Origin of the sequence: Bacillus massiliglaciei, assembly GCF_900098925.1 — a bacterium.
Lineage (GTDB): Bacteria > Bacillota > Bacilli > Bacillales > DSM-1321 > Peribacillus > Peribacillus massiliglaciei.
Window position 1 is genome coordinate 410,245 of sequence record NZ_LT622358.1, and the last position, 13,952, is coordinate 424,196.

Here is a 13,952-nt window from a genome sequence, read left to right on the forward strand (position 1 = left end):
CTATTTAATAATAAGGTGCATTTCTGGAGTAACGAAAAAAGTCCAATTTCCCAATTTAATACTGAGAAATTGGACTTTTAATATTGTAATTTCCTTAACGTTTTAACAGAGTTTTCCTGACGCTACCCCTAATAGAATAAGGGTGGACCACCACTATCCTGGCTCCCCTCTATACCACTAGGAAGGCTTATATTTGTAGAGGTTTCAAGAAGTTCTCTGGATTTTTAGACGCTCATGCATATTTAACTTGAATGTCCCGTATGGATTCACATGTGCATAGATAAGTGGTGTTAAGGCTCTAAAGTCCTCCGGTATCAGCTTTTGTAGTAAAGATTTGTTTTGTTCCAGTAGCACTTCTTGAATCATCAATGTATTGATTAATACCAAACAGTTTTGTAGAAGGTGAAGAGCTAGTACAGCAATCTCTTGGTCCTCCTGTAAACGCTAGAATAAAGTTGACAGTTTTCGCTTGATTAGATTTTACACTTTTGCTCTATCAACCTCATTCTTTAGTAAAATAGTTGGTGATGTTATTTTACTGGAGGTTAGGAATTTGGAGGAGAAGTTAGTGTTATACGTAAAGATTCAAGAACTACATAAAAGAAAATTTAAAGTAGCACAAATTGCTAAGGAACTTAAGATTTCAAGACCAACTGTCTATAAATATTTAGAGATGACCTTTGATGAAGCAAGAGCGTACACTGAACAGCCTATTGGGAGGAAGAAAAAATTAGATAACTATAAAGACTGGATCCTTGCCTGGCTAGAAGAATATCCTCATCTAAGCGGTGCGCAAATTCATGATTGGCTTCTAGAAAGGTATCCCGACCTTGAGGTCGGTGGAAGTACAGTTAGATCTTATGTGAAAGGTATCCGCGAATTCTACCAGATCGAGAAGAAGGTTATCGTACGTCAGTATGAAGCTGTACCTGAGCAACCAATGGGGAAACAGTTACAGGTGGATTGGGGAGAAACAAAACAGAAGACAACTGAAAACAAAGAGATTAAATTGTACTTCATTGCCTTTGTACTCGCCCACTCTAGACACAAATATATGGAATGGCAGGCACGTCCTTTTACGACAAGAGACGCGATCCGATGTCATGAAAATGCATTCCAGTTTTATGGCGGACGAACAGAAGAAATTGTCTATGATCAGGACCACTTAATCTCAGTAAGTGAGAATGCAGGGCAGCTGCTTTTAACAGGAGAGTTTCAAAGTTATGTAAATGAACGTAAGTTTAAAGTTCACTTGTGCAGAAGAGCGGATCCGGAATCTAAAGGCATGATTGAAAACGTAGTGAAATACATAAAAGGCAACTTCGCAGACAGTCGAGTATTCAGCAACATAGAGGATTGGAACGATCGATCATTACAGTGGCTCCAACGTACTGGAAATCAACAGGTTCATCAAACAACGAAAAAAAGACCAGCCGAAGTGTTCCTCCTGGAAAAGCAACACTTACAGCCAGTCTCTTCGTTACTCTCATATGAAAGTACCAATAACCAAAGTATAACAAGAAGTGTAAGCAAGGACAATACGATTCGTTATAAGTCCAACCGTTATTCAGTCCCACTGGGGACTTATCAAACAAATTCTGAGAATAAGGTATTGATTAAAGTTGAGGGTGATGAACAGCAAACGCTCGTGATCCGAAGGCAAGCAGAAGGTGAAATTATTGCCGAGCATCGTATCAGTCTTGAAAAAGGAAAGCTCATACAAAATCGCAATCATACTCGTGATCGCTCAAAAGGTATTGAAGAGTTTAAAAAACGTTTAATTTCCTTTTTTGAAGATCAAACACAAGCAGCAACTTATTTTAATGAGATCAGCCAAAGATATCCAAGGTATCGTCGAGACCAGTTCGCAATCATTCAACAGGTGATTGAACAATATCCAGCGCTCATTGATAGTGTGATGACTAAGTGTATGACAGAAAAGATGTTTAGTGCAAACGATTTTCGTGATATAGCCCATCATATTGACACAATGACTCATGAGCAGGTAACTGAAGTAGAGTTATTAAATACAGGTTCAGCAAAACATTCTAATATTAAGGTTTCTACCCGATCTCTTACTGCGTATACCAGTATTTTAGGAGGTAGGACTTAATGAACCATACTGTAAAAGAAATACAGGATCAATTTCGTCAATTGCGCTTATCTGAAACCGCGGAGGAGCTGCCTCAGCTTCTTCGCGAAGCTGAAAAAACTTCCTGGACCTACTTAGAGTTCTTAGAATCTATTACAAGGTATGAACTAGCAAAACGTGAAGCGAAAAGCCTTGAAAAAAGAATGAAGTGGGCGCGCTTCCCTTTCGTGAAATCATTAGATGAGTTTGAGCTCAAAGGTCAAAACGTTCTTACAGCAAGGCAACTATCACAACTTAGAGAGCTAAGCTGGCTGGAGCAGCAGTACAATTTAATTCTACTAGGCCCTCCTGGTATCGGAAAAACATACATCGCGATTGGACTAGGACTCGAAGCTGTTAACAGAGGGTTCAATGTCTACTTCGCTACAATGGGAGAACTTGTACAGCTCTTAAAGACGGAAGAATATCTAAATAAATCAAAAGTCCAACTCAAACGGATGAGAAGCGCTGACTTAGTGATTATCGATGATTTGATGTACATGGCCATGGATCAGAGAGAAGCGAACCTATTCTTTCATTTGATTAACCATTTATACGAACGAAGTTCGATAATCCTGACCTCTAATAAAAGTCCAGATGAATGGGGTAATTTGATTGGGGATCAAGGTATTACAACGGCTATTTTAGATCGGTTACTTCATCGTGTGGAAGTCATACATGGTGGAGAAAATGAGGAAAGTCATCGTATGAAGAATAGAAAAAGTATCTTTTCAGCAGAAGTGTAAAAAGGAAACGAGCAAAAAGTGTAAAATTCGACTTGACGTCTACACCTCCATACGATTCGTTTGAATTTCTCCTCCTTTTCCATAAAAAATGAAGCTATTAGCAGAGTTCCAGTTTTCAACCACATTTAATCCCTCATGAATCTCTCTTCTTATTTCTTCCGATGATAAATATTCACACAGAAAAATGGTTTTGAGTGCTTTCCCCAGTTCAGCAAGTGCTCGATATGTTGGGTGCCCACTATTACGAGTAAACCGTTTGAGAACTGCCTCCGTTTCAGCCGTACCTAACCGTAAAGCTGTCGCATACTTAATCATTTGATCATATTGCTGTTCAATTATGCTCCAATTGATTGGTAGAGTTAACACAGGCTGTAAATTTGGATATAATTCTTGCATTCCTACATCTGGACGGTATAGTTTTTGTGAATGAATCGCTTTAAATCGGGGCATGAGTTGAAAACCTAGTAAATGACAAAAGGCGAAGGCCACTTCACTTTGTCCATGTGTATCCACATAGTTCTTTTCAATTTCCATATTTGTACAATGACGAAGTAATCCTTCAATCATAGATGCTACTTCTGAAGAAGAACAAGATTTGAGTTGGGAATAAATGCATGTAGAATTCTTTTCTACATGCCAATAAATCATAACTCCACGCCCCCTGTATCGAATGTGCCACTCCGTCAATAAGTTCTGATCCCAAGCTCCAAACTTTTTGCTATCAGATGCACATGCCGTTGTTCCCTCTCCCCATATTTCAGTTACACGAGTAGCCAAAATAGCATCAGTTACCTTTGATATAGCATTCCGTAAATTTTCTTTATGGATAAACTTACTTACGTCGAACATACAGTAAATCTTTATAACTTTCTCCATGTTCACCTGCAGCGATCCGTTTTAAACCAGTATTTGTTCCCAACCCATATAGACAGAGGATGAGTCTTCGTTGAAGTGTTTCCTTATCAAGAATTTCTCTATTTCCCAACGTTTGAAACATATCTGTCAGGTGGACTCGTAAATCAGCTTCTTTTAAAATATCTAACAGATTCGTCATTGGCCAACGCTTCATGACCTCTGCTTTTACAAGATTGAGGTTAACGGGTTCAGCTTGTGCTTGTAAAGATGATACAGAAATCCAACCATTTCCCTTATTTAAAATACGTACTTTAGAATCGTTCTTTACGCTTTTATCTAACTTCTCTAAAGCTGTATTCATGTTCGTTTTTAGTTCTTGAATAAGTGTTTGTGCCTCAAGGGGTTTCCGAAGCGCATCGTAATGTTTTTCTCTATTTTGTTCAAAGTCCTTTGGTAAATCTTCCTCCGGATTCCTATACCGATCGGCCCCTACACCCCATACTTCCTTGCAACGCAACCGATCTCGTAAGGCCTGAAGAACACAAATTTCATAATTCACTCGGTTCACACGATTTGTTTCTTTATCAATCACGGTATCAATCCAGCCGGGCTTTACAATTCCTTCTATTGGTATGTAATCTGTTTCGTTGTATGTATACTGATTGGTGAGCTTATATTGTTTAAGTAATTCGATGGCTTCTATAACAGGACGGTGTACATCATTATTGGAGCGAAACTCTAGGACATCCAATAAAGCTGGAACCATCCTTCGATAGTGAGTACCATAGGATGATCTCATCACGGTATATACCTTTTGTTTATAGGTTGGACCAGTATACTTCATTTCTTTAATAATATCTTTTAAAGTATCTTCCCCGACAACATGAAATAAAACATCACGTACAATCCCATCCGGTTGTTCCACTGCCTTTTCAGCCATACGAAATAAGAGGTTTGTCTTGCCACTTACCTTACGGAAATCGCGTAAAAACTCTTTTTCGACTTTTCGTTCTGCACGAGCTCCAATACGATTAACAATCTGAATAATAAGTTCCACTAAATTATCCGTTATTTCTCTTCCTCTACACCAGAAGAAAGCTGCTAATACCGTGTATCGGATAGAATCGGGATGCCTGCGTAATTCTCGAATATCTTCAGAGACGGCACGTTGTCTATATGATCGGATCATTTTAGGTGGTATCCCATTAAACAAGTCATAAGGAAGTTGTATATTCCTTACGGTTCGTAGCTTTGCGATTTCTTGTAATAAACTATCTAATCCGATTCTTCCAGGATCAGATACAAGTTCTCGAAAACTAAGAATGGTTTCATTCTCTTCTAATAGTTCTGTATGGGAGCAGGTGCGTATAAAGGCATCTAATTGGGTTTTGGAATGTTCTGAAAGCTGCATGAAAATGGTGTGTGAAATATGTTCTTCATATTGACGAATAGCTGATTTAATATTTCGTTCTAGTTGGTAATGAGTCGGAGGAATAAGCTGTTGTTGTCTGAGGTGGTGAAGGACATGTTCTCGAACCCGGTCCATTTGCATTTCTTGAGGTAAAATGTTCGTTTGTAGCCATAACTTTATTTGTCCCATATCTTCAGATGTACTCTCTCGAAACCCCATAAATTCCCGGATTTGAGCACGGTGATATTTTATAGAGCGTCCATTCCAATCATATTCTTGAAAGGAATCTGCAGGTACTCCTACTTGCTTTGCAACGTATTCAATAATATCTTGATTTATTTCCTGCCTTCCTTTTGGAAAACGACCCTGGTATTGAAAAAATTTTAGGGAAACAGCAAATCCAAGTCGTGTACTTCCATATTTATTTCCAATTAAACGTATCTCTTATGGAATAACTGTAAAATGTTCAATGAGTTCCTCTAACTCCCAAGTTTGCTTCATATTATTGAGCCTCCCCTTATGGTACTTTCAATAAAATTTTATAGAATTTTGGCATATAAAAAAAGCTAACTTTATCATCTTTAATTATTACTTTGCCCCTGGTTACAGCAACGCTGGTACTGGGCCTAAAAACCAAGTATTCTTATTTTATAAACAAGGACATAAATGCATTCTTTTTTTCATACTGTATTTTTGAGGTGGAAAAATGACAAGAGTAGCTTACCGAAATGCAGACGTCGATTTAATGGCAAGGATGATGAGAGCAGAAGCTGAAGGCGAAGGACCACAAGGAATGCTATATGTTGGAAATGTCATTGTTAACCGTGTTGTAGCAGATTGTGCTGACTTTAAGGAATTAAGAACAATTAGAGATGTCATTTTTCACGTACAAGGAGGAAATTACTCTTTTGAAGCTGTTCAAAAAGGTAATGTATTTTATCAAAGAGCAAGAGAATCTGAAAGAAGATTAGCAAGAAAGAATTTGGAATATTGGAGAGATCACCCAGCGAAATATGCTCTTTGGTACTTTAATCCATATGGTCCGTGTCCTCCAACATGGTATGACCAACCTTTTACTGGTCAATTTAAACAACATTGTTTTTATGAACCAGCGCCTGGAACATGTGAAAGCGTTTATAGTCCTCGTTGAGGAAAAGATTCGAATATTTATAAAAACTAAAATAAACTTTTTAGTAACCGTATTTACCTAAGAAAGATTGTAAAATACTAACTTAACTAAAAGGTACATTAATTGAGTAAGCAGCAAAAAAGGATCTTCTTACTGGAAGATCCTCAGAGGGTTTGTCAAACCGCTGGGAGGTGCGAACCACTTCGGTTTTATGCCAATGGTTTCTTCAATGAGAGCATTCGTCTTTTCTAACTCTTGTATGGTATCACTTTTAGATCGCTTCTTAAGATCTGGATGACTATAAGCATGATTTCCAATTTCATGGCCTTCCCGATAGATCATCTTAGCTAGGTCAGGATTCTTTTTAACCCAGCTACCATCGAAAAAAAATGTCGCCTTGACCTTGGATTCCTTTAGTGTGGTAAGGATCGTTGGAATGTACTCATTACCCCAAGCAACATTTATTAATAACGCCACCATAGGCTTTTCTGGATTTCCTTTATAAATCGGGATGGGTGCTAGATTTTCTAAATGGACATTTGGAGGTTTTTCCTTATAAACAACTTTGTTTTTGTGAAAATTACCATCTGATTTCATTTTTTTATAACTAGATTCAATATCTACATCCAATCCATTGTATCCAGGAATTGCCTTCCACACTCTATCGACTTTTGCATCAATCGGTTCAATTTTATGTTCCTCTCTATACACTTTAATTTCTTTGTAAAGTTCATCATTTTTCTCCTTTAAGGCTGCTGTACCAGAGCCAATAGTATTAAATGGTCCAATAAGATCCGTAATTGTTAAAATGAAAGTACTTAAAAACACTATTAGTATTAGCGAATTTTTTTCCTCATAAAACTCCTCCGCAATATAAACTAATAATTTTAAAATACCCATCAACAATAGACTTATGTAATTAAAAAAAAACAATCATAACACTAATCTTATAGGCTTATTATTCCCATCCCATTAACTACAGCGTAGGAAAAATCGGCTTTCTTCATGTCGATATTGCTTAGCGTATGTTTCCACGTTTGTTGTTGGGACTCTCAATAAAAAATTATTTTCCTTTAATTAAGGATGTTATTAAACCCACAGAGGTAATAGCTATACATGAATAAATGAAGGTATCTAATTTTAATAAAGCCAGACATGCCAACACAATAATTCCATCTATCAGTATGATTACAAGTGCAATATTTAACGAAAAAGTTTCAGAAATAATTTCAGCTAGTAAGTCAGTTCCTCCAGTGCTTGTCTTATATCGCAGCATTAGACCAACACCAACTCCAATTATTGCACCTCCAATTAGTGCGCTTGCAAGTTGGGGAATAAAAAATTGAGAACGAAGAGGAACAAGTAAATCAATAAATAAGGACGAAACCAATAAGCCTTGCAAACTACTAAAAAAATACTCTTTTTTATTTATTGAGGAAAATATACAAATAGGGATACTTAACCCCACCATTATAATACCAGTTGGAAATTTAAAAAAATAATGAAGTAATAGTGCGATCCCAAGGATTCCACCATCTATTAAATGATGAGGAACTAGAAACCCATTCACACCAACTCCTAATAACAGACTTCCAATAAGAGTAGCTATTAATTTCTGAAAAATAACAATCACCTTGTCTCATTTTTAATCTAATAATATGTCGGGGTTTTAAGGTTAAGAATAAGAATGCAGAGGAAAAATTAAATATATTAGGGAATACTTCATTTATTAGGGGATAATCGCCTCCACTTTCCCCCTTTCTTAAAAGGCATTAAAGTACCTAAAGAAAGTAATTCTTTAGGTACTTTAATGCTCCGAAATTGTTTATGGCACTATAGAAATGTAGGCTATGGCATTTAATTTGTGCAGGCCCCGAGGGGCCTGCACAAATTAAAAAAACCACTTGTCAACATCCTCAAAAACTCATACACTTCCTGTTGGGACAAAGTCGTGCAGGAGGTATTTAAGGAGATGTTGGCAGTGGCCGAAATTAATTATATCAGACATGAAGTAAACAATAAAGATAATGGATATGCAGAAGTAGCTAAGAAGATGGGGAAAGATCCACGGACAGTTAAGAAGTATGCAGATATGGAGGATTTCAACGAAAAACCTAAGAAAAGACAAGTAAGGATTTCACCCGTGCTAGGTCCAGTAAAAGCAATATTGGATGAGTGGATCAAGGAGGACTTTAAGAAGAAAAAGAAATTCCGCCGTACAGCCAAAAGATTGTGGGAACTGCTAAAGGAACATCATGAGTTTAAAGGTTCCGATCGTACTGTCCGTGAGTATGTATCTTTAAGGAAAAAAGAATTCCAGAACGTGGCAGATGAGGCAGCACTTCCGCTAGAAGCAGTGCCGGGAACCGCGCAGGTGGATTTTGGGGAAGCTCCGTTTGAATATGGCGGAGAGGAAATTGTATTGCCATACTTGGTCATGTCATTCCCTTTTAGCAACTCATTTTATTTTCAAGCCTTTCCTTCCCAAAACAAGGAGTGTTTCCTTGAAGGGATGAAACGGATGTTTCACCATATGGGAGGAGTGCCAAAAACAATCCGGTTTGACAACCTTTCCCCTGCCGTGAAAAAGGTATTGCCAAACGGCAAACGGCACTTAACCGACGAATTCCAGAACTTCGTTCTTCATTATGGTTTTGAGCCTGAATTCTGTAATCCGAATAGCGGTAATGAGAAAGGCCATGTCGAAGCGATGGTGAAGTATGTCAGGAATAACTTCCTTCTTCCCGGCCTCCATGTAATAGAGCTCGATGAGCTGAATAAAGAACTTTGGGGAAAAGCTGAACGTGACAGGGAAAGGAAGCATTACCAAAAGGAATGGATGATATCACAGCTATTTGAGGATGACAGGAAAGCTTTCCTTCTCCTCCCTCCAAAAGAGTATGAATGTGTCAGATACGAAACTCTGAAGGCCGATAAATATGGTTATATTAAGCTTGATCTCAATCTCTATTCAACTTCGCCAAGATACGCGCTAAGCAAGGTCCTGGCAAGAATCTCATATGACAAAGTGGATATTTTAAATGATGAAAATGAGCTGGTCGTTAGTCATTCCCGGCTGTATGGCCAGTACAGAAAATCGATGAAATGGCAGCCATACCTGAACTTAATGGCCAAACGCCCTACGGCACTCAAATACACCAGTTTTTATGGCCAGTTGCCGGAAGAATGGAAGAATTACTTCGAATCGTGCACGGTTGCCGAAAAGCCGGAGGCGTTAAGGCTCTTATCCGTCATTTTAAAAGATCATGAATTCAGTGCTATCACGAAGGCATTGGTTATCGCATCCGAACATGGGCATCCCTCCGTGGAGGCTATCAAACAGGTATTCTATCAACTTATCAATGGCCGTGGGATGCGAGACGAGATAAAGCCAAAGATGACGCTTCCTGAACTGCCCGAAGTGACGCGGGGCCTAACACATTATGACAAGCTCCACAAAGGGGTGGATGCATAATGAACAGCGAAATCCAATCCTATGCCAAACGGCTGAAGCTAAGCTGGATTAAGAGACACTTTCACGAAGTGGACGCATCAACCAACCAGGAGTACTTACTCAAGCTGTTCGAAGCGGAAATTCAGCAACGTGAAGAGCGCAAGACCAATCTTCTTCTAACTCAGGCAACTTTGCCAAAGGTGAATGGAAAGCCCTTTGACTGGAGCCAAATTCAAATTCCGGCAGGAATGACAAAGGAGAACCTTCTGAACGGTGAATTCACTGGAATGCAGGAGAATGCGATTTTTTATGGCGGGGTCGGAGTCGGGAAAACCTATCTTGCGACACTGATAGGTTTGAATGCCATACATAGATTTGGCAAGTCGGTAAAATTCTATACGGTGGCAGGCTTGGTAAACAGGCTTCTGGAAGCAAATGAGAAAGGGACCCTGGGAAAACTGTTCAAGCAAATAGAGAAACTGGATCTACTGATTCTTGATGAATTAGGTTATATCCCTTTGCACAAAGAGGGAGGTGAGCTTTTATTTCAAGTCATTTCAATGTGTTATGAAGCAAGGAGCATCATCATGACAACCAATCTTCAATTTGGCCAATGGAACCATGTCTTTGGCGATCCGATCCTTACCGAGGCTGTCATTGACCGGCTGATCCACCATTCTCATTTAGTGGTATTCAATGGTGAAAGTCATCGCTACAAGGAATCTATACTTAAAAGTTAACGTTGGCAAGTGGTTGCATTTTTATCTGCCGTTTCATTCATTTTTTGCTTGCCAAATACACTCCGAAATCCCATAAGTAAAAAATAATTTAAACTTCAGTAAAGTTACTATTACTCCCTTGATCCCATATATCTAAATCCCTTTTTAGTTCACTCCGTTTTTTTATTTATTGTGTAATAAGGTAAGTTTCCTTGAGCTGACGAAATAATTCGTGCAAAACTAAAATCATTTATGTTTATTTCCTTTATAGGCAAGTTAAATTATTTAAATTAATGAGAATTGCACTCTTATCACAAAGACACATATTCTATTCTAAAAATAAATTACTAACGTCTATCTGTGAAGATTACCTATACAGGATCATTTTTCCCAAACAAAATGGGACTTCTCAATGAGGTCCCATTTCCTTGTTTATTAAGTATAATAATCTCTTTAATGGAGAGATAAACCGAACTGTTGTTCGTTTTATGAACTAACCGTTTTTATAACCGGTAACTAAACCATTAGCTCTAAGCTCGTGAAGGGGTAGCGTCCCGAAAATGCGGATTTACAACGTTAAGCTGTTTTCATTGTTAAAAACGAAGGATTTAACAACGATAAGACTTTTGAGACAAGTCTTACGAGACACTAGTAAGCTTTATTTTACGTAAAATCGGTTAAGTCCCAATAGATTAGACCATATTGATATAAACCTCATACCCCTTGATATAACAACGATTGTATTCTTAACGTTGTAAATTGTGAAAATCCTGACGCTACCCCGTGAAGTGGTGTCAGCTCCAATCTGGACTCCAAACTCCTATTCTCAATTTTATACTTCAAAATACCTGTTTATAATACATGTTGTATTAGTGATGATTTTAATTTATACAGAGTCATGATGCTAAAAAAAGATATACGGATAATACGGATAATAAAAATAAGGATAACCATACCAAAATGGGCTCAATAACGTACCAGCCAACAAACCACCTAATAAACCGCCTAGAAATGGGCTTCCCCACCAATATGGTCTCCAAAAGAAGGGAGATCCAAAAAATGGTCTAAAGGGAAAAGGCCTAAAAAATGGTCTAAAGAAAATGGCCTTATACCCCAAATCCTTTGGTCTAAATTTTCAACCTGATTATTTTCCCGAGATGGATCGTAATAATATTGCGGTTCTGAATTCATGAAAAGGGATTTTAAATCAGGCTTAAATCTGTAATTGGTGCTTTGTTAAGGGCTAGAACATCGCATCTTTTTTATAAACGTCGCGACTTTCTTAAAAATATCGCGTCTTTTTTATTAGTATTGCAACTTTATTTCAAAGCTACAGAAGATTTATTTTAGTAATATTTTGGCTTAATTTTAAAACGAAAGGAATCTCAATAATTGTCTATCCAAAGGAATAATTGCTATTTAGAATTGAGGATAAAACATTTTATTCGAGGCATTCTATCTTTGTACTAAACCACAAACAGGAGGAAGTAGCATGGCTAATCAAATTGATACTAATAAATTAAAACAAGCAGAGGCAGCCTCTTCTATAGTAAAAGATATGATAACTTCAGCGATTGAACAATCTGCTGCTAATACTACTCTTGCTTCAGAAGCATTAAAACAAGCATCAAATGAGGTTGCAGGCGGTTTTCTATATTTATTGTGTTTAATTAAGTTCAGTAAAGGGAACGGTGGAAAAAATTTGAGATGAGACATATTACCCAAAAAGATTATACATCGCAAACCTATAATCGTCGCCAAATAGAAGAACTGATGGGGATTTGGAAACGAGGTTACTACAGAAAAAATGGTGCTATTCACCAAAAGTAATTTTATAACTATATTCCCAAAAAATTCACCACATAAGAAAATTCTGATTCGGGTAATCTAAAAAGGTCAAAAAATTCAAGGAGGATTCATCATGACAGTAATAAATGATGTTAAGACAGCTCTAGCAGGATTAAAAAGTGCACAAGCAAGTTTCGAAACATTTGCTCTTGGTACAGATAATCAACAGGCAAAGCAACTTTACCAAGATGCTGCTAAACAAACCCAATCTGTTATTAACAGCCTTGAACCACGCGTTCAACAAATTGAACAAGAAGAACCTCAATACAAACAACAATAATGAGTAAGATAAAAAAGGTTGGCCTCCCAACCAACCTTTTTTAATTCCTTTAAATAATGGGAAAAACGGAGATGGTTTCATGAAAGACAAAATAACCAAAATAAAAATTTTTCTTTCCATTTTAGCCGTGATCGGGTTTGGAACAGGATGTAACGATAACCAAAATCAGTTAGATGAGGATAACAATCATTTAGGTATTTCACAAGTACATACGAGTAAACCCATCGGTCAATCTGTTGCCAATAGGGCTAAAGAAAAGATTATTACCAAAGAAGAAATTTCAGATGTAAAGGCTGTGAATACAGATAAAGAGCTTTTTGTAGCAATAAAAGTTGATAATTTTGATCGCTTTCGATTAAAGAAAATTGAAAAGTCAGTAAAGTCCGACTTGGAAAAAATGTACCCAAACCATGAAATAATTGTTTCAACAGATAAAAAAATGTTTTGGGAATTGGAACAATTAGAACAAAAACTTCAAAAAGGCAACACAGATAAGAAGATGCATAGGGTAGGAACGCTCAGAAGGTAATTTTACCTTTGATGAAGGAAAAACGAAAATGTTTCTTTCTTTAAAGTTACATAAGTCAAGTACACATTCCTCCTATAGTACATAGGATAATTTGATGAACTGTGAAGGGATTGAGAAAAATGTACTACAACCCATATGTATATCAGTATCCTTATTATGTTAATATACCTGTGTATAACTATGGAAGACAGTCTGATTACTTTACTTCTCCTAATGGGATAGAGCAGATAAACAAATTTGATTCTTTTCGCTCCCCAAATGGCAGCGATAATTTTTTGTTAACAGATTATGGACAGAACCCATTTGTGGTCAATATCAATGAAGCATCAAAGCACAATAATGCATTCCGTACTGCTTTATGGACCGGAAAATATCTTCAAGTTACTTTAATGAGTATTAATGTTGGTGAAGATATTGGGTTGGAAATGCACTCAGACGTGGATCAATTCTTACGTCTTGAACAAGGTCAAGGAATTGTACGAATGGGGAATAGCCCGGATAATTTGAATTTCGAGAGAAGAGTATTTGATGACTCTGCTATTATGATACCGGCTGGAACATGGCATAATTTAATCAATACTGGCAATACTCCATTAAAACTTTATTCAATATATGCTCCACCTAATCATCCGTTTGGTACTGTTCATGTCACTAAAGAAGAAGCAATGGCTGCAGAAGAAGCTCATCATTATGGCGAAGGAAATAGAGGTTTTTAACTGATGTAGATTTAAAATAAAGTTTAACCGTTTATAAAAAAGTTGCACCGTTTTACCTCTTTAGATTTTTTATCTGAAGGGGTGTTATCGATATTAAATAATTGATTTGGTGTAATCACCCAAAAAACAGTAAG

General features: G+C 37.3%; 11 protein-coding genes and 2 pseudogenes. 9 read left to right on the forward strand and 4 right to left on the reverse strand.

Translation table 11 applies throughout. The features are described from left to right. Positions 1-204: 204 nt before the first annotated feature. Positions 205-432 (reverse strand): annotated as a pseudogene (locus tag BQ4305_RS22270) (Tn3 family transposase); the annotation flags it as partial. A gap of 136 nt (positions 433-568) precedes the next feature. Between BQ4305_RS22270 and istA (BQ4305_RS10410) the strand changes: the two are divergent. Together istA (BQ4305_RS10410) and istB (BQ4305_RS10415) are read left to right on the forward strand one after the other, a co-directional pair. Next, positions 569-2,113, forward strand: a complete 1,545-nt coding sequence (istA, locus tag BQ4305_RS10410) for an IS21 family transposase (RefSeq protein WP_110928010.1) — start codon at positions 569-571, stop codon at positions 2,111-2,113. Beyond that, positions 2,113-2,877 carry an IS21-like element IS643 family helper ATPase IstB gene (istB, locus tag BQ4305_RS10415; protein ID WP_110927727.1) on the forward strand — a complete coding sequence of 255 codons (765 nt, stop codon included), beginning with the start codon at positions 2,113-2,115 and terminating at the stop codon, positions 2,875-2,877. Before istA (BQ4305_RS10410) ends, istB (BQ4305_RS10415) begins: the two co-directional genes overlap by 1 nt. 45 nt (positions 2,878-2,922) lie before the next feature. Here the strand turns inward: istB (BQ4305_RS10415) and BQ4305_RS10420 are convergent. Beyond that, positions 2,923-5,584: pseudogene (locus BQ4305_RS10420) on the reverse strand (Tn3 family transposase); the annotation flags it as partial. 265 nt (positions 5,585-5,849) lie between these two features. On the opposite strand from BQ4305_RS10420, the gene BQ4305_RS10425 reads away from it, so the two are divergent. After that, positions 5,850-6,293 (forward strand): cell wall hydrolase, encoded by a 444-nt coding sequence (locus tag BQ4305_RS10425; RefSeq protein WP_110927728.1) that lies wholly within the window; start codon positions 5,850-5,852, stop codon positions 6,291-6,293. A gap of 129 nt (positions 6,294-6,422) precedes the next feature. Here the strand turns inward: BQ4305_RS10425 and BQ4305_RS10430 are convergent, their stop codons facing one another. Next, on the reverse strand, positions 6,423-7,172 hold the full coding sequence (locus BQ4305_RS10430) for a polysaccharide deacetylase family protein (protein ID WP_110928011.1): 750 nt from the start codon (positions 7,170-7,172) through the stop codon (positions 6,423-6,425). 163 nt (positions 7,173-7,335) lie between these two features. Beyond that, a complete protein-coding gene (locus BQ4305_RS10435) occupies positions 7,336-7,905 on the reverse strand; it encodes a YitT family protein (protein WP_224428600.1) in 570 nt (189 codons plus the stop codon). A 339-nt stretch (positions 7,906-8,244) separates the two neighbouring features. On the opposite strand from BQ4305_RS10435, the gene istA (BQ4305_RS10440) reads away from it, so the two are divergent. From istA (BQ4305_RS10440) to BQ4305_RS10470, 6 genes are all read left to right on the forward strand, one after another. Next, complete coding sequence (istA, locus tag BQ4305_RS10440; RefSeq protein ID WP_110927729.1) at positions 8,245-9,747, forward strand: IS21 family transposase; 1,503 nt, start codon at positions 8,245-8,247, stop codon at positions 9,745-9,747. Then, positions 9,747-10,466 (forward strand): IS21-like element helper ATPase IstB, encoded by a 720-nt coding sequence (istB, locus tag BQ4305_RS10445; RefSeq protein WP_110927730.1) that lies wholly within the window; start codon positions 9,747-9,749, stop codon positions 10,464-10,466. The genes istA (BQ4305_RS10440) and istB (BQ4305_RS10445) overlap by 1 nt, the downstream gene beginning before the upstream one ends. A gap of 1,471 nt (positions 10,467-11,937) precedes the next feature. Further along, positions 11,938-12,156 carry a hypothetical protein gene (locus BQ4305_RS10455; protein WP_035416354.1) on the forward strand — a complete coding sequence of 73 codons (219 nt, stop codon included), beginning with the start codon at positions 11,938-11,940 and terminating at the stop codon, positions 12,154-12,156. 210 nt (positions 12,157-12,366) lie between these two features. Further along, positions 12,367-12,573, forward strand: a complete 207-nt coding sequence (locus tag BQ4305_RS10460) for a DUF1657 domain-containing protein (RefSeq protein ID WP_031537037.1) — start codon at positions 12,367-12,369, stop codon at positions 12,571-12,573. Between the two features lie 79 nt (positions 12,574-12,652). Then, positions 12,653-13,102: a YhcN/YlaJ family sporulation lipoprotein gene (locus BQ4305_RS10465; RefSeq protein WP_110927732.1), complete on the forward strand. Its 450-nt coding sequence runs from the start codon at positions 12,653-12,655 to the stop codon at positions 13,100-13,102. Positions 13,103-13,221: 119 nt separating this feature from the next. Next, positions 13,222-13,818, forward strand: coding sequence for a cupin domain-containing protein (locus BQ4305_RS10470; protein ID WP_110927733.1), 597 nt, complete (start codon positions 13,222-13,224; stop codon positions 13,816-13,818). Positions 13,819-13,952: the final 134 nt, after the last annotated feature.